Annotated in this window: 22 protein-coding genes; 7 read left to right on the plus strand and 15 right to left on the minus strand. The window is 70.1% G+C overall.

Annotated features, from left to right (window positions below; translation table 11 throughout):
- The 5 genes from C4K88_RS04945 (at position 1) to C4K88_RS04965 (ending at position 5,414) form a co-directional block, all read left to right on the plus strand.
- Positions 1–1,650 carry a phosphoglucose isomerase-related protein gene (locus C4K88_RS04945; RefSeq protein WP_104120522.1) on the plus strand — a complete coding sequence of 550 codons (1,650 nt, stop codon included), beginning with the start codon at positions 1–3 and terminating at the stop codon, positions 1,648–1,650.
- Between the two features lie 2 nt (positions 1,651–1,652).
- Complete coding sequence (gene zwf / locus C4K88_RS04950) at positions 1,653–3,197, plus strand: glucose-6-phosphate dehydrogenase (protein ID WP_104120523.1); 1,545 nt, start codon at positions 1,653–1,655, stop codon at positions 3,195–3,197.
- Positions 3,194–4,138, plus strand: coding sequence for a glucose-6-phosphate dehydrogenase assembly protein OpcA (locus tag C4K88_RS04955; protein WP_104120524.1), 945 nt, complete (start codon positions 3,194–3,196; stop codon positions 4,136–4,138). Before zwf ends, C4K88_RS04955 begins: the two co-directional genes overlap by 4 nt.
- Complete coding sequence (gene pgl, locus C4K88_RS04960) at positions 4,128–4,943, plus strand: 6-phosphogluconolactonase (protein ID WP_104120525.1); 816 nt, start codon at positions 4,128–4,130, stop codon at positions 4,941–4,943. The genes C4K88_RS04955 and pgl overlap by 11 nt, the downstream gene beginning before the upstream one ends.
- A gap of 255 nt (positions 4,944–5,198) precedes the next feature.
- Positions 5,199–5,414: an amphi-Trp domain-containing protein gene (locus C4K88_RS04965; protein WP_104120526.1), complete on the plus strand. Its 216-nt coding sequence runs from the start codon at positions 5,199–5,201 to the stop codon at positions 5,412–5,414.
- A gap of 184 nt (positions 5,415–5,598) precedes the next feature.
- On the opposite strand, the gene secG is transcribed toward C4K88_RS04965, so the two are convergent.
- From secG to C4K88_RS05040, 15 genes are all read right to left on the minus strand, one after another.
- Positions 5,599–5,850, minus strand: coding sequence for a preprotein translocase subunit SecG (gene secG / locus C4K88_RS04970; protein ID WP_104120527.1), 252 nt, complete (start codon positions 5,848–5,850; stop codon positions 5,599–5,601).
- A 53-nt stretch (positions 5,851–5,903) separates the two neighbouring features.
- A complete protein-coding gene (tpiA, locus tag C4K88_RS04975) occupies positions 5,904–6,719 on the minus strand; it encodes a triose-phosphate isomerase (protein WP_104120528.1) in 816 nt (271 codons plus the stop codon).
- A gap of 132 nt (positions 6,720–6,851) precedes the next feature.
- Positions 6,852–8,102, minus strand: a complete 1,251-nt coding sequence (locus C4K88_RS04980) for a phosphoglycerate kinase (protein ID WP_104120529.1) — start codon at positions 8,100–8,102, stop codon at positions 6,852–6,854.
- A 12-nt stretch (positions 8,103–8,114) separates the two neighbouring features.
- Entirely contained in the window at positions 8,115–9,125 is a 1,011-nt protein-coding gene (gene gap, locus C4K88_RS04985; RefSeq protein ID WP_104120530.1) for a type I glyceraldehyde-3-phosphate dehydrogenase, read from the minus strand.
- Between the two features lie 247 nt (positions 9,126–9,372).
- Positions 9,373–10,002 (minus strand): superoxide dismutase, encoded by a 630-nt coding sequence (locus C4K88_RS04990; RefSeq protein ID WP_104120802.1) that lies wholly within the window; start codon positions 10,000–10,002, stop codon positions 9,373–9,375.
- Between the two features lie 116 nt (positions 10,003–10,118).
- Complete coding sequence (whiA, locus tag C4K88_RS04995; RefSeq protein WP_104120531.1) at positions 10,119–11,099, minus strand: DNA-binding protein WhiA; 981 nt, start codon at positions 11,097–11,099, stop codon at positions 10,119–10,121.
- A gap of 10 nt (positions 11,100–11,109) precedes the next feature.
- Positions 11,110–12,135, minus strand: coding sequence for a gluconeogenesis factor YvcK family protein (locus tag C4K88_RS05000; protein WP_104120532.1), 1,026 nt, complete (start codon positions 12,133–12,135; stop codon positions 11,110–11,112).
- Positions 12,135–13,034: an RNase adapter RapZ gene (gene rapZ / locus C4K88_RS05005; protein WP_104120533.1), complete on the minus strand. Its 900-nt coding sequence runs from the start codon at positions 13,032–13,034 to the stop codon at positions 12,135–12,137. The genes C4K88_RS05000 and rapZ overlap by 1 nt, the downstream gene beginning before the upstream one ends.
- Before the next feature lie 128 nt (positions 13,035–13,162).
- Positions 13,163–15,226, minus strand: coding sequence for an excinuclease ABC subunit UvrC (gene uvrC, locus C4K88_RS05010; protein ID WP_104120803.1), 2,064 nt, complete (start codon positions 15,224–15,226; stop codon positions 13,163–13,165).
- Between the two features lie 99 nt (positions 15,227–15,325).
- Positions 15,326–15,994 (minus strand): lysophospholipid acyltransferase family protein, encoded by a 669-nt coding sequence (locus tag C4K88_RS05015; RefSeq protein WP_104120534.1) that lies wholly within the window; start codon positions 15,992–15,994, stop codon positions 15,326–15,328.
- Positions 15,981–16,655, minus strand: coding sequence for an HAD hydrolase-like protein (locus tag C4K88_RS05020; RefSeq protein WP_167398974.1), 675 nt, complete (start codon positions 16,653–16,655; stop codon positions 15,981–15,983). Before C4K88_RS05020 ends, C4K88_RS05015 begins: the two co-directional genes overlap by 14 nt.
- A gap of 66 nt (positions 16,656–16,721) precedes the next feature.
- A complete protein-coding gene (gene uvrA / locus C4K88_RS05025; RefSeq protein WP_104120536.1) occupies positions 16,722–19,634 on the minus strand; it encodes an excinuclease ABC subunit UvrA in 2,913 nt (970 codons plus the stop codon).
- An 85-nt stretch (positions 19,635–19,719) separates the two neighbouring features.
- The gene (locus tag C4K88_RS05030) at positions 19,720–20,097 is read right to left on the minus strand and encodes a GntR family transcriptional regulator (RefSeq protein ID WP_241521712.1); all 378 of its coding nucleotides are present in this window, start codon (positions 20,095–20,097) and stop codon (positions 19,720–19,722) included.
- A 333-nt stretch (positions 20,098–20,430) separates the two neighbouring features.
- Positions 20,431–21,054: a TetR/AcrR family transcriptional regulator gene (locus tag C4K88_RS05035; RefSeq protein ID WP_206604353.1), complete on the minus strand. Its 624-nt coding sequence runs from the start codon at positions 21,052–21,054 to the stop codon at positions 20,431–20,433.
- Between the two features lie 43 nt (positions 21,055–21,097).
- The gene (locus C4K88_RS05040) at positions 21,098–21,931 is read right to left on the minus strand and encodes an alpha/beta fold hydrolase (protein WP_104120538.1); all 834 of its coding nucleotides are present in this window, start codon (positions 21,929–21,931) and stop codon (positions 21,098–21,100) included.
- 52 nt (positions 21,932–21,983) lie between these two features.
- Here C4K88_RS05040 and C4K88_RS17325 point away from each other — a divergent pair, with 52 nt between their 5' ends.
- Complete coding sequence (locus tag C4K88_RS17325) at positions 21,984–22,151, plus strand: hypothetical protein (RefSeq protein WP_167398975.1); 168 nt, start codon at positions 21,984–21,986, stop codon at positions 22,149–22,151.
- Between the two features lie 135 nt (positions 22,152–22,286).
- The gene (locus C4K88_RS05045; RefSeq protein WP_104120539.1) at positions 22,287–22,931 is read left to right on the plus strand and encodes an MBL fold metallo-hydrolase; all 645 of its coding nucleotides are present in this window, start codon (positions 22,287–22,289) and stop codon (positions 22,929–22,931) included.
- Positions 22,932–22,978: the final 47 nt, after the last annotated feature.

The raw sequence follows: 22,978 nt of genomic DNA on the forward strand, positions 1-22,978 counted from the left end.
ATGGGCTCATTCGCACTCACCGCCACCGGCGCCGCCCTCGCAGCGGTCGAGTCGGCCGTGCCGGCGCTCGTGAAGGACCGCTTCGCCTCCCGCCTGATGGCGAAGGACGCCACGCTCTGGGGCGCCGACGCCGAGTCGGAGGCCTCCGTCCGCCTCGGGTGGATCGACCTGTTCGAGGGCTCGCGCGCGCTGCTGCCGGAGATCGCCGCGCTCCGCGCCGATCTCGCGGCCGAGGGCGTCGACCGCATCGTGCTCTGCGGCATGGGCGGGTCCTCGCTCGCGCCGGAGGTCATCACCAGGGAAGCCGGCGTCCCGCTCGTGGTCCTGGACGCCACCGACCCGGACCAGGTACGCGCCGCCCTCGAGGAGGACCTGCAGCGCACCGCCATCGTCGTGTCCTCGAAGTCCGGCTCCACGGTGGAGACCGACTCGCAGCGCCGGGTGTTCGAGCAGGCGTTCACGGACGCCGGCATCGACGCGGCCTCGCGCATCATCGTCGTCACCGACCCCGGATCCCCGCTGGAGGAGGCCTCGAGAGCGGCCGGCTACCGGAAGGTGTTCACCGCCGACCCGCAGGTCGGCGGACGCTACTCCGCCCTCACAGCGTTCGGCCTGGTGCCGTCCGGCCTCGCCGGAGCGGACATCGAGACCCTTCTGACCGATGCCGAGGACAGCGCCGAATTCCTGGGCGACGACGTCGAGGACAACGTGGGCCTGCAGCTCGGCGCCGTCCTCGGCGGCACCCTCCCGCTGCGGGACAAGATCGTCTTCGCGGACGCCGGCTCGGGCCTGCCCGGGTTCGCCGACTGGGCCGAACAGCTCATCGCCGAATCGACCGGCAAGCTGGGTACCGGCCTGCTCCCGGTCGTCGCCTCCACCGACGCGCCGGAGCTGGCGGACGTGGCCGACGACGTCCTGCCCGTGCTCCTCGCCCCGTTCGACGAGGCGCCCAGCGAGGAGCTCGCCGAGGGCACCCGCGTCACCGTCAGCGGCAGCCTCGGCTCCCAGCTGTTCGTCTGGGAGTACGCGGTCGCCGTCGCCGGCCGGCTGCTGGGCATCAACCCGTTCGACCAGCCCGACGTCGAGGCCGCCAAGACGGCCGCGCGCGGCATGCTCGACGCCCAGCCGGAGCCGGCCCCGGCCGCCTTCGTCGACGGGGCGGTCGAGGTCCGCGGCGACGCCGGCCTCCTCGGCTCCTCGGGGACGGTCGCCGACGCGCTCCGGGCCCTGCTCGCCACGCTGCCGGAGAACGGCTACCTCTCCGTGCAGGCCTACCTGGACCGCCACCGCCAGGCGGACCTCGAATCCGTGCGGTCCCCGCTGGCCGCCGTCACCGGCCGGCCGGTCACCTTCGGCTGGGGCCCGCGCTTCCTGCACTCGACGGGCCAGTACCACAAGGGCGGCTCGCCCATCGGGGTGTACCTGCAGCTGACCGGGGCCGGCACCGCCGACCTCGCGATCCCCGACCGCCCCTTCACGTTCGGGGAGCTCATCAGCGCGCAGGCCGCCGGGGACGCGCAGGTGCTCACCGACCACGGGCGCCCCGTGCTCCGCCTGCACCTGACGGACCGCGCGGCGGGCGTCGCGCAGCTCCGGGACGTCATCTCCACCCTCGCCGCATCCGGCCGGGGTCATCACGAGAACGGGTAGTCATGCCTGACAGCAGTACGGCGAGAGCCGCCAACCCCCTGCGGGACCCGCGCGACCGGCGGCTGAGCCGGATCGCCGGTCCGTCGTCCCTCGTCCTGTTCGGGGTGACGGGAGACCTCGCCCGCAAGAAGCTCATGCCGGCCATCTACGACCTCGCCAACCGGGGACTCCTGCCGCCGAGCTTCGGCCTGGTGGGCTTCGGCCGCCGCGAGTGGTCCGACGAGGAGTTCGTGGCGCAGGTGCGCGAGTCCGTCACGCAGTACGCCCGGACCCCGTTCAACGAGACGGTCTGGGAGCAGCTCTCGGCGGGCATCCGCTTCGTCCAGGGCAACTTCGACGACGACGAGGCGTTCAAGAACCTGCGGGAGACCATCGAGGAGCTGGAACAGAGCAGGGGCACGCGCGGCAACCACGCCTTCTACCTGTCCATCCCCCCGAACGCGTTCGAGACCGTGTGCCAGAAGCTCTCGGAGCACGGCCTCGCGCAGCCCGACGACGGGCAGTGGCGCCGGGTGGTCATCGAGAAGCCCTTCGGGCACGACCTCGAGTCCGCCCGTGAGCTGAACGCCATCGTCGAGGAGGTGTTCCCCCCGGACGCCGTGTTCAGGATCGACCACTACCTCGGCAAGGAGACGGTCCAGAACATCCTCGCCCTGCGCTTCGCGAACCAGCTCTTCGAGCCGCTCTGGAACGCGAACTACGTCGACCACGTGCAGATCACCATGGCCGAGGACATCGGGATCGGCAGCCGGGCAGGGTACTACGACGGCGTCGGCGCGGCCCGCGACGTCATCCAGAACCACCTGCTCCAACTCCTCGCCCTCACGGCGATGGAGGAGCCGATCACCTTCGACGCGGACCACCTGCGCGCCGAGAAGGAGAAGGTGCTCGCCGCCGTCGTCCTGCCCTCGGATCTCACCGGACGCTCGGCCCGCGGCCAGTACGAGGCCGGCTGGCAGGGCGGGGAACGGGTGAACGGTTTCCTGGAGGAGGACGGCATCCCCGCCGACTCCACCACCGAGAGCTTCGCCGCGCTGCGGCTGGACATCCACACGCGCCGCTGGGCCGGGGTCCCGTTCTACCTGCGGGCCGGCAAGCGGCTCGGCCGCAGGGTCACGGAGATCGCCGTCGTGTTCAAGCGGGCCCCCAACCTCCTGTTCCAGGACCACCACGAGGAGGACTTCGGGCAGAACGCCGTCGTCATCCGCGTACAGCCGGACGAGGGCGTGACCATCCGCTTCGGCTCGAAGGTCCCGGGGACGCAGACCGAGGTCCGCGACGTCACCATGGACTTCGGCTACGGTCACTCCTTCACCGAGTCCAGCCCCGAGGCGTACGAGCGGCTCATCCTCGACGTGCTGCTCGGCGAACCGCCGCTCTTCCCCCGCCAGGAGGAAGTGGAGCTGTCCTGGAAGATCCTCGACCCGTTCGAGAAGCACTGGGCGTCGCTCGACGCGCAGCCCGAAGCCTACGTGCCCGGCAGCTGGGGCCCCGCGTCCGCGGACGAACTGCTCGCCGCCGACGGACGAACCTGGAGAAGGCCATGATCGTGGAACTGCCCGACACCACCACCTCGAAGGTGTCGAAGGAACTGATGGCCCTGCGGGACAGCGGGGGCGTCGTCGCCCTGGGCCGCGTGCTGACGCTGGTCGTCATCACCCGCTCCGGCTACGAGGAGGAGGCGATCGACGCCGCCAACCAGGCGAGCCGGGAACACCCCTGCCGCATCATCGTCCTGGCCGGGGAGTCCCCGGACGAGCCGACGCGGCTCGACGCCCAGATCCGGGTCGGGGGCGACGCCGGCGCGTCCGAGGTGGTCGTCCTGCGGGGGCACGGGGAGCTGTCGGAGGAGAACGAGTCCCTCGTCTCCGCCCTCCTCCTGCCCGACGCCCCGATCGTCGCCTGGTGGCCCCACGGGGTGCCGGTCGCCGCGGCCCGGACCTCGATCGGCAGCATCGCCCACCGCCGGATCACCGACTCGGCCAACGAGAAGGATCCGACGGCGGCGCTGTTCAACATCAGCAGCACCTACGAGGCCGGGGACACGGACCTCGCGTGGACGCGCCTGACGAACTGGCGGATCCAGCTCGCGGCGGTCCTCGACCAGCTGCAGGGCGACCAGCCCGTCACCGCGGTCACCGTCGAGGGGGCGTCCGACTCCCCCAGCACCGTGCTGCTGGCAGCCTGGCTGACGAAGGCCCTCGACGCCCCCGTCACCATCGTCGCCGGACCCACCGGGACCGGCCTGCGGCGGGTGCGCCTCACCCGGAGCGGCGGCGACATCGAACTGCACCGCCCCGACCACGACGTCGCCGAGCTGTACCAGCCGCACCAGCCCGTCCAGCGCATCTCGCTGCCGCGCCGCGGTCTCCGGGACTGCCTCGCCGAGGAGCTGCGGCGCCTCGACCCGGACGAGGTGTTCGGCGAAGTCATCACCGAGGGCCTGGCCCGCACCAACCTAAGGAGTGTACGAACGAGTGAGCGCTGAACCGAAAGTCAGCATCCATCCGAGCCAGGCCTCCCTCGCGGCGGCCGTCGCGGCCCGGCTGATCACCCGCCTCGTGGACGTGCAGAGCGAACGGGGCACCGCGACCGTGGTGCTCACGGGCGGCTCGATCGGCACCGCTGCCCTCGAAGCCGTGGCGGAATCCCCTGCGCACACCGCCGTCGACTGGGCCAACGTCCACTTCTGGTGGGGCGACGAGCGCTTCCTGCGGGCCGAGGACCCCGAGCGCAATGCCGTCCAGGCGCGTGCGGCCCTGCTGGACCGCATCGCCGTCGACCCCGTGAAGGTCCACGAGTTCGGGTCGAAGGACGAGTTCCCCGACGAGGACGCCGCCGCCGCCGACTACGCGGCGCAGCTGGGGGCCGCCGCGCAGGCGGAGCTCGCCGCGGACGAGGACCTCGACCAGCCCGATGCCCGCCTGCCCCGCTTCGACGTCCTCCTGCTCGGCGTCGGCCCGGACGCGCACGTGGCGTCCCTCTTCCCCGAGATGGCCGGGATCCGCACGCGCGGGGCGACGACCGTGGGGGTCCCCGATGCGCCGAAGCCGCCGCCGCAGCGCGTCTCCCTGACCCTGGAGGCGATCAACACGGCGCAGGAGGTGTGGCTGTCGGTCAGCGGCAGCGACAAGGCCGGCGCCGTGGGGCTCGCCCTGGCCGGCGCCGGTCACGTCCAGGTCCCGGCCGCGGGCGCCCGGGGCCTCAAGAGGACCCGCTGGCTCATCGACCAGGACGCAGCCCAGAAGCTGCCCGGCCGTCTCATCGACCACGACGACGAGGCGACCGACTGACGACACGGCGGCTCCTCCCGAACGGGGGCTCACCCGGGGTGGGAGCTGCGCCGGCGGCGCACTGCACGAACGCCCTGCACTCCGCTGCCTGTCCCGCACGCGCCTCGGAAGCGTGGATTGCGCCGAGGACGCGACGGCGGCGGTCGCCTTCGCCGACGCGGCCAGCGATCCGCAGCGTTGGGGGCTGAAACCGTTGCCGATCCGGTGCGGCGCTGCCATGCTTGCGGATACGGACCGTGACGAGAGGAGTCCCAGATGGACATCGAGCTGGAGAAGAAGCAGACCCTGCGCAGGGAAGAGGCCGCTCAGCAGCTCCGCGACATCGCGGACGAACTCGCGTCGGGCAACGAGATCAACATGGAGCAGAACGGCCTACAATTCACCGTCAAAGTCCCTGACGAGGTCACCATGAAGGTAGAGGTCGAGATCGAGGACGACGAACGGGAGTTCGAGATCAAACTGTCCTGGTAGATCGGGTCCACACCTCCGCTGCGCAACGCCATGCCGTCACACGAGTCTTTCTATCCCGCGGGTGGCGTAAGCGGCAGTACCCCTAAGTCGACGACGAAGCCCCCGCTTCCAGCTGGAAGCGGGGGCTTCTGTTCTCGGGCAGGGAGGCCGGACCAGCAGGTCTGACCGGGAGTACCGGAAGTGCCTAGGACTCGCCGGCGAACCGCTGGATCAGGCCGAGGGCCACGATGACCGTACCCCAGGCCAGCCCGAGGGCGACGGTGAAACGGTTGAGGTTCCGCTCGGCCACCCCGGAGGAGCCCATGCTCGAGGTCATGCCGCCGCCGAACATGTCCGACATGCCACCGCCGCGCCCCTTGTGGAGCAGGATCAGCAGGGTCAGCAGGAGGCTGGTGATCCCGAGCAGGACGAGCAGGATGATACGAAGGATTTCCACGGGGCCCTTTCAAGGCTCGGTAGCCGCTCGATGAAGCGGCCGGCGCACGGAACTTAGTCTGTCACCAGATGCTGTTCGAACCTGACAATACTAGCAAACTCGGATACATCGAGGCTCGCACCGCCCACCAGGACGCCGTCCACGTCGCGCTCGCGCAGGATGCTCGCCACGTTGGCGGCCTTCACGGATCCGCCGTACAGGAGTCGGGTCTTGGCCGCGGTCGCGGCGTCGAACAGGGAACCGAGTTCGGCGCGGATGGCCGCGCACATCTCCTGCGCGTCCTCGGGGCCGGCTACTTCCCCGGTGCCGATCGCCCAGACCGGCTCGTAGGCGACGACGAGGTCGCCCGCCTGCTCGGCGGTCAGTCCGGCGACGCCCCGGCGGAGCTGCTCGAGCGTGTGCTCGACGTGCGTCCCGGCCTGGCGGATCTCGAGGCCCTCGCCGACGCAGAGGACCGGGACCAGGCCGTGGCGGTACGCGGCGTGCACCTTGCGGTTGAGCAGTTCGTCGGATTCGGCGTGGATGGTGCGGCGCTCGGAGTGCCCCACGAGCACGTAGGTGCAGTCGAGCTTGTTCAGGAACTGCCCGGAGATGTCGCCGGTGTAGGCCCCGGAGTCCTCCGGGGAGAGATCCTGGCCGCCGTAGGCGACCTCGAGGGTGTCACCCTTCACGAGGGTCTGCACCCCACGGAGGTCGGTGAACGGCGGGAAGACGGACACCTCGACGCGCGAGAAGTCGTGGCTGGCGTCGTCCAGGGTCCAGGCCAGCTTCTGCAGGAACGTGATGCCCTGCATGTGGTCGAGGTTCATCTTCCAGTTGCCGGCGATGAGCGGGCGGCGGTCGAAGACACCGTTGGTCGAAGTGGTCATCGTGGTACTCCCTCTGTTCGTTCATGGCGGTGGGACCCGCCCGGCTGACGCCGAGTGGGTCCCACCATGGTCGTGCACCCGCGGACGGGCGGAGCGGGTCGAACCGTCGCCGGTCCGACCCGCAGGGTGCCGCTAGTCGCGGGCGAGGGCGGTCAGCCCGGGGAGCTCCTTGCCCTCGAGGTATTCGAGGCTGGCGCCGCCCCCCGTGGAGATGTGCCCGAACTGCTCGTCCGCGAAGCCGAGGCCCCGCACGGCCGCGGCGGAGTCCCCGCCGCCGACCACGGTCAGGGCGCCGTTCGCCTGCGCATCGACGAGGGCCTGGGCGACGGCACGGGTGCCGCCGGCGAAGGCCTCGAACTCGAAGACACCCATGGGCCCGTTCCAGAAGACCGTCTTGGCCTCGGCGATGTTCGCCGCGAAGTCCTGGCCGGTCGCAGGCCCGATGTCGAGCCCGATCCCGGAGGACCCGAAGGCGCCTGCCTCGATGGCGTCGGCCGCGGCCACGCCCGATCCGGCGTCGGCCGCGAACTTCTCTGCCACGACGATGTCCGTGGGCAGCACGAACTGCGTGCCGTCCCGTGCCCCACGCTCGAGATAGCCGCGCACGGCGTCGATCTGGTCCTCCTCGAGGAGGCTCGCCCCGACCTTGTGCCCCTGGGCGGCGAGGAACGTGAACACCATGCCGCCGCCCACGAGGATGCGGTCGGCGGTACCGATCAGGTTCTCGATCACCGCGAGCTTGTCGGAGACCTTGGACCCGCCGAGTACGACGACGAAGGGCCGCTGTGGGTCCTTCGTCAGCTTCTCGAGGACCACGAGCTCCGCCCGTACGAGATCGCCCTGGTAGGCGGGCAGCAGCGCCGCGATGTCGTACACGCTCGCATGCCGGCGGTGCACGGCGCCGAAGGCGTCGTCCACGTACGCGCCATCGGGGCCCGCCAGGTCGGCGAGCTCACGGGCGAACGCTGCACGCTCGGCGTCGTCCTTGCTGGTCTCCCGGGCGTCGAAGCGCACGTTCTCGAGCAGGAGCACCTCCCCGTCGGAGAGGGCCGCAGCCGCGCTGCGGGCGCCCTCCCCCGTGGTGTCGGGCGCAAGGGTGACCGGGAAGTCCGCCAGGTCCCGGAGGACGTCGGCGGCCGGCTTGAGCGAGTACTTCGCCTCGGGGGCGCCCTTGGGCCGTCCGAGGTGGGCCAGGACGATGACGGCGGCCCCTGCTTCGCTCAGCTTGCGCAGAACGGGCAGGGACGCGCGCACGCGGCCGTCGTCGGTGACCCTCAGCTCCGGGACCTCCCCCTCGAGCGGCACGTTGAGGTCGGAGCGGACGAGGACGCGGCGTCCCCGGACCCCTTCGGCAAGGAGGTCGTCCAGTGATGCGTAAGCCACGGGCGGGACCGCCTAGGAGAGCTTGGCGGCGACGATTTCGGTCAGGTCGACCAGGCGGTTCGAGTAGCCCCACTCGTTGTCGTACCAGCCGACGACCTTCACCTGGTTGCCGAGGACCTTCGTGAGGCCGGAGTCGAAGATGCAGGACGCCGGGTCGGTCACGATGTCCGAGGAGACGATGGGGTCCTCGGTGTAGGAGAGGTAACCCTTGAGCGAACCGTCGGCGGCCGCGGCCTTGTAGGCGGCGTTGACCTCCTCGGCCGTGACCTCGCGGCCCACGGTGACCGTGAGGTCCGTGGCGGAACCGGTGGGCACGGGGACGCGGATGGCGTAGCCGTCGAGCTTGCCCTTCAGCTCGGGGAGGACGAGGCCGATGGCCTTGGCCGCACCCGTGGAGGTGGGGACCATGTTGATGGCTGCGGCGCGGGCGCGGCGCAGGTCCTTGTGCGGACCGTCCTGGAGGTTCTGGTCGGCGGTGTACGCGTGGACGGTCGTCATGAGGCCGCGCTCGATCCCGAAGGAGTCGTTCAGGACCTTCGCGAGGGGGCCGAGGCAGTTCGTGGTGCACGACGCGTTCGAGATGATGTGGTGGTTCTCGGGGTCGTAGTCGCCGTCGTTGACGCCGAGAACCACGGTGAGGTCCTCGTCGGAGGCGGGAGCGGAGATCAGGACCTTCTTCGCACCGGCGTCGATGTGCTTCTGCGCGTCGGAGGCCTTGGTGAAGAAACCGGTGGACTCGATGACGATGTCGACGCCGAGGTCCTTCCAGGGCAGGTTCGCGGGATCGCGCTCGGCCAGGACCTTCACGCGCTTGCCGCCGACCACGAGGTCGCCGCCGTCGACCTCGACGGAGACCTTCAGCCGGCCGGTGACGGAGTCGTACTTCAGCAGGTGCGCGAGCGCCTCAGGGCTGGTGAGGTCGTTGACCGCGACGATCTCGAGGTCCACTCCCTGCTCGAGGGCCGCACGGAAGTAGTTGCGGCCGATACGGCCGAAGCCATTGATGCCAACGCGTGTAGTCACTGGTTTCCATCTCCTTCATAGGTGGTGCCGCCCTGCTGAGCCCTTGCGGGTGATGCCGGCGACGAATAGATCTGTACCGGGCACACCCTCGTGCCGAAATTCTCGGGTCCTGCTGGTTGTACGGTCCTGCTGGTGGCGCGGGTCCGGCTGATGGCGGTGTGCGCCGGAGCGGTGCCGGGCAGTTCTGCCCTGCACCGCTCCAACTCTACTCAGCGCCGCCCCCGGATCGCACGCTTGACGTCGGGCGTCAGGCCCCGGGCGTGATGAGGGTGGAAGCCCCGGTGCGTGCGGCCTGGAAGCGCGTCTGGACGTCCGCCCAGTTCACCAGGTTCCACCAGGCCTTCACGTAGTCGGGCTTCACGTTGACGTAGTCCAGGTAGAAGGCGTGCTCCCACATGTCGAGCATCAGCAGGGGGATGGTGCCCACGGGCACGTTGCCCTGCTGGTCGTAGAGCTGCTCGATGACGATGTTCCGGCCCAGCGGCTCGTAGGCGAGGACGGCCCACCCGGAGCCCTGCAGCGAGGTGGCCGCGGCGGTGAAGTGCGCGCGGAACGCGTCGAAGGAACCGAACGCATCATCCAGGGCCGCAGCGAGCTCACCCTCGGGCTTGTCGCCTCCCTCGGGGGACATGTTCTTCCAGAAGATGCTGTGGTTGATGACACCGCCGACGTGGAATGCGAGGTCCTTGGAGAGCTTCGGGATGGTGCCGTACGCACCCTTCTCCCGGGCCTCGGCGAGCTGCGCGAGGGCGTCGTTGGCGCCCTTGACGTAGGTGGCCTGGTGCTTGGAGTGGTGCAGTTCCATGATCCGGCCGGAGATGTGCGGTTCCAGGGCGGCGTAGTCGTAGTCAAGATCCGGCAGTACGTATTCGCTCACGTAGTCCTCCATGTAGTGATCTCGGTGCCCGCGCGGTGTGCGGACCCGCGGGGGTCCGGACGGCAGGCGTCCCGCCGATCAGAAGCGGGCTTGCTGTTCCATCCTATGCACTCCGCTCACTCGTCGAGCATGTCGGCGGTGACATTCGCGTCGGTGCCCGGGATCCCGAGGTCCGCGGCCCGCTTGTCCGCCATCGCGAGGAGCCGCCGGATCCGCCCGGCGATCGCGTCCTTCGTCATCGGGGGGTCCGCGAGCCGACCGAGTTCGTCCAGGCTCGCCTGCTTGTGGGAGACCCGCAGGTCGCCGGCGTAGCGCAGGTGCTCGGGGGCGGTCTCCCCCAGGATCTCGAGGGCACGCTCCACACGGGCGCCGGCGGCGACGGCGGCCTGTGCCGAGCGGCGCAGGTTGGCGTCGTCGAAGTTGGCGAGGCGGTTGGCGGTGGCACGGACCTCCTTGCGCATGCGGCGCTCCTCCCACACCATCAGGGCGTCGTGGGCCCCCATGCGGGTCAGGAGGGCGGCGATGGTGTCGCCGTCGCGGATGACCACGCGGTCCACGCCGCGCACCTCACGGGCCTTCGCCGCGATGTCCAGCCGGCGGGCCGCCCCGACGAGGGCGAGGGCCGATTCAGGGCCCGGGCACGTGACCTCGAGGGACGAGGACCGTCCCGGTTCGGTCAGGGACCCGTGGGCGAGGAACGCACCGCGCCACACCGCCTCGGCGTCGGCCGTCGACCCGTTGACGACGGCGGACGGCAGGCCGCGGACGGGCCGGCCCCTGCTGTCGAGCAGCCCGGTCTGGCGTGCGAGGGACTCCCCGTCGCGGACCACGCGCACCACGTACCGGTTGCCGCGCTTGAGCCCCCCGCCCGTGACGACGATGATCTCGCTGGTGTGCCCGTACACCTCGGCGATAGCGGCCCGCAGCCGGCGGGCCGTGGAGGCGAGGTCCACCTCGGCCTCGATGACGATCCTGCCGGAGATGATGTGGAGCCCGCCGGCGAACCTCAGCAGCGCGGACACCTCGGCCTTCCGCACCGAGGACTTCTTCACGTCGAGGTGCGAGAGTTCCTCTTTGACGTCGGCGGTCAGGGCCACAGATACACTCCTAGATCTCCGCGAACATGTCGTTGTAGGACGTCGCCAGCCGCAGCGGATCATGCACGGGTTTGCCGGTCGAAACTCCCACTCTACCGAAGACGGCGCGCCCGCCCATCCCGGCGACGGCCCGCTCGAACTCCCCCCGGTCCGCCACCACCGAGGGGTCCACGAGGACGACGTCGACCGTCAGCTCCGGCGCGTACCGGGAGATGACATTCAGGTGGTCGATGGCACTCATGCCCAGGGTCTCGCGGGTGTCGTTGCTGAGGTTCATGGTGAGGCACCGCCGGGCGGACGTGCGGCACAGCGCGTCCCGCAGTTCGGGCAGGAGCAGGTGCGGCAGCACGGAGGTGTACCAGGAGCCGGGGCCGAGCACCACCCAGTCGGCCAGTTCCACGGCCTCCAGGGCGTCCTGGCAGGCCGGGGCGTCGGCGGGGACCAGCCGCACGTTGCTCACGTTCCCGGTGTCCGCGGCGACGGCGAGCTTCGCCTGCCCGGACACGGTGGTGACGCGCAGGGACCCGGCGGTCTCGCTCAGGATGTCGCCCTCGATGGTCAGCGGCACGCTCGCCATCGGCAGGACCCGCCCGCGCGCGCCGAGCAGCGCACCGGCCCACTGGAGGCCGGCCACCGGATCACCGAGCAACTCCCACAGCGTCACGATCAGGAGGTTGCCCATCGCGTGGCCGTCGAGGGAGCCCTCCACGCCGTCCCGGGAGGAGAAGCGGTGCTGCATGACGTCGCGCCAGGTGCGCCCCCAGTCGGTGTCGTCGCACAGGGCCGCCAGCGCCATGCGGAGGTCTCCCGGGGGCAGCACCCCGAGCTCGCGCCGCAGCCGCCCGGACGATCCGCCGTCGTCCGCCACGGTCACGATCGCGGTCAGTTCCTGCGTCAGGAGGCGCAGCGCGGACAGGGAGGAGGACAGCCCGTGGCCGCCGCCGAGGGCGACGACGGAGGGGCCGCCGCCCTGGCCGTCACCCGAGCGGCGCGCGGCCGCCGGGACCAGCGGCAGCGATCCGGACATCGCCGCCACTACTCACGCCCGAGGTCGCGGTGCTGGGACGAGACCTGCACCCCGGGCAGCTGCGCGAGCCGCTTCGCCATCTCCTCCGTCACGGCCACCGAGCGGTGCTTCCCGCCGGTGCAGCCCACGGCGATGGTCGCGTAGTGCTTGTTCTCGCGGCGGTACCCGTCCAGGACGGGGACCAGGGCGTCCACGTACTTGTCGATGAAGTCCCCGGCGCCCTGCGCCCCGAGGACGTACTCGCGCACCGGGGCGTCGAGCCCGGTCTGCGGCCGGAGGGCGGGCACCCAGTGAGGGTTCGGGATGAAGCGCACGTCGGCCACGTAGTTGGCGTCCACGGGGAGCCCGTACTTGAAGCCGAAGCTCATGACGTTCAGGCGCAGAACGATGGGCCCGGCGTCGGAGAACAGCTCCGTCACGGCGGTGGCAAGGGCGTGCACGTTCAGCTTCGTGGTGTCGATCACGACGTCGGAGGACTGCTTGAGCTCCTTCAGCACCTCACGCTCCGCGGCGATGCCGTCCAGGATCCGGCCGTCGGCCTGCAGTGGGTGCGGGCGCCGGCCCTGCTCGAAGCGCCGCACCAGGACGTTGTCATCGGCGTCCAGGAACAGGACGCGGTGGTGGACGCCCGCGGACCGCAGGCCGTCCAGGGACGCCTTGATGTCGCTGAAGAACTCCTTGCCGCGCACGTCGACGACGACGGCCAGCTTCGGGATCGACTGCGGGGTGCGCGCCACGAGCTCCGTCAGCATCGTCAGCATCTGGGGTGGGAGGTTCTCGACCACGTACCAGCCGTGGTCCTCGAGCGCGTTGGCGGCCGTGCTGCGCCCGGCGCCGGACATGCCGGTCACCACCAGCAGCTCGGATTCGGTGGGCTTGACCGGCGTCAGGCTCATGGCCTCAGTCATCGTGATGGATCCGTTCCGGCTCGACGGGGCTCCCGGTGATCCGGCGTTCCCTGGTGGGTGAATCCGCGGGTGGAACTCCGCGTGCGTACATTCACGGCGGCACGACCGGCCGCCGTGCCTCAGCCTAGCTAATCTTCGATGATCTCGCCCGTGGTCATGTTCACGGCCGGTGCGACGGCGTCGTCCGGGGTGAGCGAGGCGCGGATGGTCCGGGCGAGGGCCGGGCCCACCCCGGGGACCCCGACGAGCTCGTCGACGCTCGCGGCACGGATCTTCTTGACCGAGCCGAAGTGCTTGAGCAGGGCCTTCCGCTTGGCGGGGCCCAGCCCGGCGACCTCATCGAGCGCGGACGCCGTCATGGACTTCCCGCGCTTCTGGCGGTGGAACGTGATCGCGAACCGGTGCGCCTCGTCGCGGATACGCTGGAGCAGGAACAGCCCCTCCGACGCGCGCGGCAGGATGACCGGGAACTCGCTGTCCGGCACCCAGACCTCCTCGAGCCGCTTCGCCAGTCCCACCACGAACACGTCGTCGATCCCGAGGTCCTGCAGCGCGCGGGCGGCGGCCGCCACCTGGGGCGGGCCGCCGTCGACGACGACGAGGTTCGGCGGGTAGGCGAAGCGGTTGCGCGTGATGGCCGTCGTCGTGTCCCTGAGCGGCGCGCCCTGCCCCTCGACGTCCTGCTCGTCGACGTCCGGGTGGTCGACGACGGACGCGGCGTCGTCCAGGGGGTCGACCTCCGGCTCGACCTCGGGGTCCGGCGCGGCGGCGTCCCGCGGCTTCCCGTCCTTGCCCGCCAGGTAGTTGCGGAAGCGGCGGTAGATGACGTCGTACATGGACGCGGTGTCGTCCCGTGCGGCGGCGCCGGTGATGGAGAACTTGCGGTACTCGGACTTCCGCGGCAGGCCGTCCTCGACGACCACCATCGACGCGACCACGTTGGTGCCCTGGACGTGCGAGATGTCGAAGCACTCGATGCGCATCAGCGGCTGCGGCACGTCGAGCGCCTCCTGGAGCTCCTGCAGCGCGGCGGACCGCGTGGTGATGTCCCCGGCCCGGCGGCTCTTGTGCAGGCGCAGGGCGTCCGCGGCGTTCTGCTCGACGGTGCCCATGAGGGTGGCCTTGTCCCCGCGCTGCGGCACCCTCACCTCGACCCGGGAGCCGCGCAGACCGCGCAGCCACTCGAGCATCTGGTCCTCGTTGCTGGGCAGGACCGGGACGAGGACCTCGCGGGGGATCTGTTCGTTGCTGCTGTTCCCCTCGCCGTACACCTGCTGCAGCAGGTGCTCCACGAGGTCCGCGGTGTCCATGTCCTCGACCTTCTCCACGACCCAGCCGCGCTGGCCCCGGATGCGGCCGCCCCGGACGTGGAAGACCTGGGCGGCGGCCTCGAGGTCGTCCTCCTTGAGGGCGAAGATGTCGGCGTCCGTGTCCTCGCTGAGGACGACGGTGTTGCGCTCGAAGACCCGGCGGAGGGCGGCGATGTCGTCGCGCAGGCGGGCGGCGGACTCGTAGTCCAGTTCGGCGACGGCGTCGGCCATCTTCCGCTCGAGGCCGGCGATGAACTTCTTCGCCTCCCCGGACATGAAGTCGCAGAACTCGCCGGCGAGGGCCTTGTGGTCCTCCGGGCTGATGCGCCCTACGCACGGCGCCGAACACTTGTCGATGTACCCGAGGAGGCAGGGCCGGCCGCTGCGTTCGGCACGCTTGAACACGCCGGTGCTGCAGGTGCGGACCGGGAAGACGCGGAGCATGGTGTCCACGGTCTCGCGGATGGCCTTCGCGGGGTAGAAGGGCCCGAAGTACCGGGTGTCCTTCTTCTTGTCGCCGCGCATGACCTGCACGCGCGGGTACTTCTCCCCCATGGTCACGGCCAGGTAGGGGTAGGACTTGTCGTCGCGGAACATCACGTTGAACTGCGGATTGAATTCCTTGATCCACGTGTACTCGAGCTGCAGCGCCTCGAGCTCGCTCCCGACGACGGTCCACTCGACGCTCGCGGCGGTGAACACCATGCGGCGTGTCTTCGCCAGCAGCCCCTGCGGGCTGGCGAAGTAGGAGTTCAGGCGGGAGCGGAGGTTCTTGGCCTTGCCCACGTAGATGACCCGGCCGTGCTCGTCGCGGAAGCGGTACACGCCCGGGTCCACGGGGATCTCGCCGGTCTTCGGGCGGTAGGTTACGGGGTTTGCCACGTCCTTCATCCTAGATCCCGGCGGTGACAAGCCCCTTCCCGGAGGTCGGGGTTCCGCTGACGGCTGCACGGGCCGGCTGCACCGCGAACAGCCACCCGGCTATTCCGCGGGCGGACTCTGGTTGTAGGACGCCACGCGCTCCTGGCCCGTGAGCGCGGCGATGCCGTCCATGATGGCGTCGGTGGCGCTGCGGCGCGCCGGCAGCGCGTGCCCCGGCCCGGTCTTGGCGAAGACGAGCGGCTCCCCGATCCGCAGGGTGAAGTGCTGCGGGCGGATGCCCTTCCCTCCCGCCGGCTGCAGCGCGTCGGTGCCGATCAGGCCGACGGGCAGCACGGGCGCTCCGGTGGTCAGCGCGAGCCAGCCGACGCCGGTCCTCCCCCGGTAGAGCCGCCCGTCACGCGAGCGGGTGCCCTCCGGGTAGATGCCGACGCCGTCGCCCTGCTCGAGGAGGTCGAGGAGGGTCCTGAGGGCCTGCACGCTCGCGGCCTGCTGGCCGCGTTCCACCGGGATGGACCCCACACCCTCGAAGAACCCCTTCATGAGGGCGCCCTTCACGCCGGTTCCGGTAAAGTATTCGGCCTTCGCGAAGAACGCGACGGGCCGGGGCATGAGGGCCTGGACCAGCACGCTGTCGAGGAACGAGAGGTGGTTCGGGGCGACGATGAAGGGGCCGTCCGCCGGGACGTTGCCGAGCCCCTCGACGGTGGGCCGGCACAGGCCGGCGATGAGCCCGCGCGTGGTGCTGCGGGTCAGGTCATAGATGCCCACGGAGGACCTCCAGCAGGGCGTCGGCCGAGTCGACGACGGCGGTCGCCCCGGCGTCCTCCAGCTCGCCGGGCCCCGCGAAGCCCCAGGCGACGCCGATGCAGTCCAGCCCGTTCGCGGTGGCGCCCTCGACGTCGTGGCGGCGGTCGCCGACCATGACGGCGCGGCCCGCGCCCGCCGCGTCGACGCGGTGGTGCTTGAGGGCGGCCCTGATGATGGGCGTCTTGCCGCCGGCCGTCGCGGTCTCGTCCCGCGGCGAGCCGTGCACGGAGGAGAAGAGGTGCCGCAGGCCCTGCGCGGCGAGGAGCTCCTCGGCGAGCCACTCCGGCTTCTGGGTGGCGACCGCGACGGTGGCGCCGTCGTCGAGCAGCGCCTGGACGCAGCGTGCGATCCCCGGGTAGGGGCGGCTCCGGGACAGTCCCGTGGCCAGGTACCCGGCGCGGTAGGTCGCGACGACGTCGGGGACCCGGGCGGCGGGAACGCCGGCCGTGACGGTCAGCGAGTGGACGAGGGACGGCCCGACCATCGCCTGGAGCGCGTCGTCGGGCGGGACCGGGAAGCCGTGGTGCTGGAGGGCGGAGCCGATGCCTCCCGTGATCGTCCCTGCCGGATCGACGAGCGTTCCATCGAGATCGAAGAGAATCAGCGCACGCGTAGTTTCCACCGGCCAAGCTTGCCATATTCCCCGGACGGCAGGCATCACGCATGCCGTCCCGGGAATATAGGGCCGCTATCCGGCGGCCTTGGCGAAGATCTCCTGCAGGAAGGCGCCCGTGTAGCTGCGTTCGTTCTTCGCCACCTGCTCCGGGGTGCCGGTCGCGATGATCTGCCCGCCGCCGGACCCTCCGTCCGGCCCGAGGTCGATGACCCAGTCCGCACTCTTGATGACGTCGAGGTTGTGCTCGATCGTGATGACGGTGTTGCCCTTGTCCACGAGGCCCTGCAGCACCAGCAGGAGCTTGCGGATGTCCTCGAAGTGCAGGCCCGTGGTCGGCTCGTCGAGTACGTAGATGCTGCGTCCGTTGGAGCGCTTCTGCAGTTCGCTCGCGAGCTTCACGCGCTGCGCCTCGCCGCCCGAGAGCGTGGTGGCGGGCTGGCCGAGCCGCACGTAGCCGAGGCCCACCTCCACGAGGGTGTTGAGGTGCCGGGCGATCGGGCTGAACGCCGCGAAGAACTCGGCCCCCTCCTCGATCGGCATGTCCAGGACGTCGGCGATGGTCTTGCCCTTGTAGTGGACCTCGAGCGTCTCGCGGTTGTACCGCGCGCCGTGGCACACCTCGCAGGGGACATAGACGTCGGGGAGGAAGTTCATCTCGATCTTCAGTGTGCCGTCACCGGAGCACGCCTCGCAGCGGCCGCCCTTGACGTTGAAGGAGAACCGCCCGGGCAGGTAGCCGCGGACCTTCGCCTCGGTGGTCTCGGCGAAGAGCTTCCGGATGTTGTCGAACACGCCGGTGTACGTGGCGGGGTTCGACCGCGGGGTGCGGCCGATGGGGCTCTGGTCCACGTGAATGACCTTGTCGAGGTGCTCCAGCCCGTCGATCCGCTTGTGCCGCCCGGCAACCTGCTTGGCGCCGTTGAGCTTGTTGGCGAGCACCTTGTAGAGGATGTCGTTGACGAGGGTCGACTTGCCCGAGCCGCTCACACCGGTGACGGCGGTCAGCACGCCGAGCGGGATCGTGGCGTCGACGTTCACGAGGTTGTGCTCGCGCGCTCCGACCACCTTCAGCTGGCGGGACCGGTCGATCTTGCGGCGCTTCGCCGGGATCTCGATCTTCCGGCGCCCGGAGAGGTAGTCGCCGGTCAGGGACCTCTCGTTGGTCAGCAGGTCCTCGAGGAGGCCGGAGTGCACCACCTCGCCGCCGTGCTCGCCCGCGCCCGGCCCGATGTCCACGATCCAGTCCGCCTCGGCGATGGTGTCCTCGTCGTGCTCGACGACGATGAGCGTGTTGCCGAGGTTCCGCAGGCGCGTCAGCGTCTCGATCAGCCGGCGGTTGTCCCGCTGGTGCAGGCCGATGGACGGCTCGTCGAGGACGTAGAGCACGCCGACCAGGCCGGAGCCGATCTGCGTGGCGAGACGGATGCGCTGGGCCTCGCCGCCGGACAGCGTGCCGGACGCGCGCTCCAGGTTGAGGTATTCGAGTCCGACGTCGAGGAGGAACGTCAGGCGCGCCTGGATCTCCTTGAGCACCTGGTTCGCGATCTGCGCCTCGCGTCCGGTCAGAACGAGGTTGTCGAGGAAGTCGGCGCAGTCGCGCATCGGCATCGCGGAGACCTCGGCGATGTTGCGGCCGTTGATGAGCACCGAGAGCGAGGCCGGGTTCAGCCGTGCGCCGCTGCACGTGGGGCACGGGATCTCCCGCATGTACTCCTCGTACCGGTCCCGCGCGTTCTCGGACTCGGTCTCCGTGTGCTTGCGCTGGATGTACTGGATGGCACCTTCGAAGCCGGTGCTGTACTTGCGTTCACGTCCGAAGCGATTCTTGTACTGCACGACGACCTTGTGGTCCTTGCCGTACAGCGCCGCCTCACGGGCGCGATCCGGCAGCTTGCGCCAGGGCGTGGTGACGTCGAAGTTCAGCTCGGAGGCGAGGCCCTCGAGCAGTCGGGTCCAGTACTCGAGCGTCGCCGTCCCGAGCGACCAGGGCGCGATCGCACCCTCGGCGAGGCTCAGGTCGGGGTTCGGCACGACGAGTTCCTCGTCGACCTCCAGCTTGGTGCCGATGCCCGTGCAGGCGGGGCAGGCGCCGAAGGGATTGTTGAACGAGAAGGACCGCGGCTCCACCTCGTCGATGGCGAGCGGGTGCTCGTTCGGGCAGGCCAGGTGCTCGGAGTAGGCGTGCAGGCGCTTGGCGTCGTCCTCGGGGAGGTCGACGAACTCGGCGAGGACGCGGCCGTCGGCCAGCTTGAGGGCCGTCTCCACGGAGTCCGTGAGGCGCTGCCGGATGCCGTCCTTGACCACGAGGCGGTCGACGATGACCTCGATGGTGTGCTTGTACTGCTTCCCCAGCTTCGGCGGATCGCTGAGCTGGATGAGCGTGCCGTCCACCCGGGCCCGCGAGTAGCCCTTTGCCGTGAGCTCCTTGAAGAGATCCACGAACTCACCCTTGCGGGCCCGGACCACGGGGGCGAGGACCTGGAAGCGTGTGCCTTCCTCGAGCTCGAGGAGCTGGTCCACGATCTGCTGGGGGGTCTGCTTGGCCACCAGCTCGCCGCAGACCGGGCAGTGCGGGCGTCCCACGCGCGCCCAGAGCAGGCGCATGTAGTCGTAGATCTCGGTGATCGTGCCCACGGTGGAGCGGGGGTTCTTGCTCGTGGACTTCTGGTCGATCGAGACCGCGGGCGAGAGGCCCTCGATGAAGTCGACGTCGGGCTTGTCCACCTGCCCGAGGAACTGCCGGGCGTACGCGGAGAGAGACTCGACATAGCGTCGCTGCCCCTCCGCGAAGATCGTGTCGAACGCGAGCGAGGACTTGCCCGATCCGGAGAGGCCGGTGAAGACGATCATGGCGTCCCGCGGGAGGTCGAGGTCGACATTCCGCAGGTTGTGTTCGCGTGCACCCTTGACGATCAGCCGGGACAGGTCCTGGGGAGCGGGCTCCGGATTGTGGGCGTGCTGCTCGAGAGAATTTGCTATAGACACCCGACCACTGTAAGAGAAAAGCCGTTCGAAAGCATATTCGAATAGTCCGCGATCCGTGCGGTTGCGGCGCCGGCGGGAGTGCCGTTCACGCTCGGCGCAATGCGGCTCTCACCATGGCGACGGCGTCGGCCTCCGATACCCCCGTCGAGTGCACGACGGCGGCGAACGCGTCCGCGGCATCGGCCACGCGGCGGCGCGCGGCGTCCCCTCCGGCGGCGACGACCGTCCCCGCCCTGCCCCTGGTCTCGACGACGCCCGCCTGCTCCAGCTCGCGGTAGGCGCGGGCAACCGTGTTCGCGGCAATCCCGAGGTGGGTGGCCAGTGCGCGCACCGGCGGCAGCCGTGTGCCGACAGCTGCCTCACCGGAGTTGACCGACGCCAGGATGCACTGCTTGATCTGTTCGAACGGTGGCACCGCGCCGGCCGGATCGAGTCTCAGCCACCGGGGAATCGCCTGCTCCACGCCCTGCCCTTTCGCCGTTCGGTCCCCGCGTCCCACTGCCGGGGCTTCCCTGTGAACCCTACCGTCGGTGGGCCGGTCGGTCGGCGGCTCTGCGCTGCCAGGGGCTTCGCGGAGTGAACGGTCGACGTCGATCCGGCTGCTCGTGCCGCGATCTGAACGGCATCGAGTGGGGTCGACGCCCGGGGCCGGGGTACAGATGCCCACTCTCGATGGCGACGCGGGAAGGGCTGGTGGAAAGCAGATGATCCGTCGTAGCCGTGAAGATCCATCCACAACGGCGTCGCCGGACCCCGTCGCGTTCGAGTGGCAGCAGGCCGAGCTCGCTGAGGTCCATCACCGCGAGATCCGCCGCGACGGCGTGGACGTCGCCTCCGACGGCATCGACGGGCTCGCCCCGGCAGGGTTCTCCTCTTTCTGTCCCGCCACCTCTTCCGCGTCTGCCGTCTCGGTCCACCGTGTGAGGGCAACGGTGAAGCCGTGGACGAGGCGTTCGAAACTGCGGTCGATGTCCGCGCTCATGGCGAACGATCCGGTGGTCTCGAAGGAGACGAAGCCGTGCAGGGCTGAGCGGAGGGCCCGGATCGCGTCGATGGCGTCGTCGCCGGCCAGGTCGTAGGCGGCCAGCACGTCGGCGATGACCTGAACGCCCGCGAGTGACACTGCCTCGTCCTCGACGTCGCCGGGTGAGGGCATACGTTGCGAGGATTCGTAGCGAGCCGGGTGCTGTCGCGCCCAGTCGCGGTACGCGTGGGACATGGCCTGAACGGCCGCGGCGCCGGATCGTCCGACCGCGGCGCGGGCCAGTACCTGGCCCAGTTCGCGCTTCGCGCGCACCGAGATGTCGCGGTGCAGCCCCGCAATCGAGTCGATGTGCTTGTAGAGCGAGGGTTGACGGATACCGAGCCGTTCGGCCAGGGCGGCGAGCGTCAAGCGGTGCAGACCGGTCTCATCAACCATCAGGGCCGCCTCCTCCACCACGCGGTCGCGCGAGAGACCGGCCCTAGGCACGCTGCACCGCCCTGAGGAACCGGAGGACGGCCTTCGAGGTCACGTCGGGTTGCTGCGCCTGGGGGTAGTGACCGGCATCGGCGACCATCACGACCTCCGCCCGGAGGGCTCCGGCGACGAAGCGGGCCTCGGCGGCCGGGTCCTTGAAGTCGGGGTCCTTCTCCCCCATGATCACCATCGTCGGGGCGGTCACCGCGCCGAGTTTCGCCTCCGCGGGATCGTGGTCGGTCTGCCGGGTGGTGAGCGAGAAGGCCTTGCCATAGGGCTTACGCCGAAGGCTCGCCACGACCGCCTTGCGGTACTCCTGGAAATCCTCCGGTTTGCGGCCGGCGTAGAGGGTGGGCATATACGCCTTCCATACCGCGGCGACCCAGAGCGGGGCCATCATGGTGCGGAACAGGGCCCGCGTGACGGCATGTGCCGGAGGGTTGCGCACGAACGGGCCGATCAGCACCAGGCCGTCGACCTGATCAGGATGTTCGGCGGCGACGATCACTGCGGAGCCGGCGGCCAGCGAGTTTCCGATGATGACCGCCGGCCTGCCGAGGTGTGTGATCAACGCCCGCACATCACTGGCCGTCTCGACATCGCCGTAGGAGGAGAAGGTGGTGTCGCTGTCACCATGACCGCGAAGGTCGGTGCTCGCGACCGAGTAGCCGGCCGCAACGAGCTTCGGCGTCAGGAAGCGGTAGGCGGAGCGAAGTTCGCCCATGCCCGGCACGAGGACCAGGAGCGGGCCGGACCCCTGGAGGTCGTAGGCGACGCGCCCCTCGGGACGGACGATGAACCGGGTCGGAGGAATGGGTGCGGGAGCGGTGGAGGTCATGTAGCTAGTATTCATTGCCTGGAAGCTATAGGCAATAGCTAAATATCTTCGATTGGCCCAGGCGCCCGGGCACCTCGCCCAGCGCCACCGGCCGCCCGCCGGCGCTGTCGACGATCACGAACTCCTCCTCGACACCCACCCGGCGCATCATCGCCGTCCTTCCGGAGCGGCCGGCTTCACCGCGCCCGGGACGAAGACACCGTCCGGCGAAGAATCGTGATGGTGACGGACAAGCATGTGCGCTCCTGAGCGTAGAACCTGGGGCCGTCTGCTCGACCACCGTGCGTACCGCATAGTCAGCATGCTCGTTTCGACCGCGCAAGCAGTGCTTCCGCCGTTCTCGTAGGCTTGCGGCATGATTCTCGCCGACCTCGCAGAAGTGACCGTCCGCTCCATCTCGGTGTCCGACATGGACAACAACGTGTACGTGCTGACCTCCAGATCGAGCGGCGCCCAGGTCCTCATCGACGCCGCCGACGACGCCCCCGCCATCCTCGATCTCCTCGCCGACGCGCAGGAGGACACGGACGCCGAGGCCCGCGTGGCGCTGATCGTCACGACGCACTCACACTGGGACCACGTCCGGGCCCTGGCCGAGGTCAGGGAGGCGACGAAGGCCCGCACCGCGGCCGGGGAGGACGACGTCGCGGATATCGCCGTGCCGACGGACGTCCCGCTGCAACACCACGACGTCGGCTCCTTCGAGGGCTTCGAGCTCGAGGCGATCCACCTGCGCGGACACACCCCCGGGTCCGTCGCGCTCCTCTACCGCGACCCCCACGGGCCCGCGCACCTCTTCACCGGTGACTCTTTGTTCCCCGGCGGCCTCGGCAACACCCAGGGCGATCGGGACCGCTTCGCGTCCCTGTACGAGGACGTCGTGACGCGGATCTTCGACGTCCTCCCGGACGACACCCGCGTGCACCCGGGCCACGGCAAGGGCACCACGCTCGGGGCGGAACGCGGTTCGCTGGCGGAGTGGAAGCAGCGGGGCTGGTAGGAGGCCCGGCAGGACCCCGGCCCCGACCGTCCACCGGTAGGCTGAGG

Source organism: Arthrobacter pityocampae, from assembly GCF_002927275.1.
Taxonomy (GTDB): domain Bacteria; phylum Actinomycetota; class Actinomycetes; order Actinomycetales; family Micrococcaceae; genus Arthrobacter_D; species Arthrobacter_D pityocampae.

Coding starts and splice junctions, on each gene's coding strand:
- C4K88_RS04945 (WP_104120522.1), top strand. CDS start 1: ATGGGCTCATTCGCACTCACCGCCACCGGCGCCGCCCTCGCAGCGGTC.
- zwf (WP_104120523.1), top strand. CDS start 1,653: ATGCCTGACAGCAGTACGGCGAGAGCCGCCAACCCCCTGCGGGACCCG.
- C4K88_RS04955 (WP_104120524.1), top strand. CDS start 3,194: ATGATCGTGGAACTGCCCGACACCACCACCTCGAAGGTGTCGAAGGAA.
- C4K88_RS04965 (WP_104120526.1), top strand. CDS start 5,199: ATGGACATCGAGCTGGAGAAGAAGCAGACCCTGCGCAGGGAAGAGGCC.
- tpiA (WP_104120528.1), bottom strand. CDS start 6,719: ATGACCACTTCGACCAACGGTGTCTTCGACCGCCGCCCGCTCATCGCC.
- rapZ (WP_104120533.1), bottom strand. CDS start 13,034: ATGACTGAGGCCATGAGCCTGACGCCGGTCAAGCCCACCGAATCCGAG.
- C4K88_RS05035 (WP_206604353.1), bottom strand. CDS start 21,054: ATGGTTGATGAGACCGGTCTGCACCGCTTGACGCTCGCCGCCCTGGCC.
- C4K88_RS05040 (WP_104120538.1), bottom strand. CDS start 21,931: ATGACCTCCACCGCTCCCGCACCCATTCCTCCGACCCGGTTCATCGTC.
- C4K88_RS05045 (WP_104120539.1), top strand. CDS start 22,287: ATGATTCTCGCCGACCTCGCAGAAGTGACCGTCCGCTCCATCTCGGTG.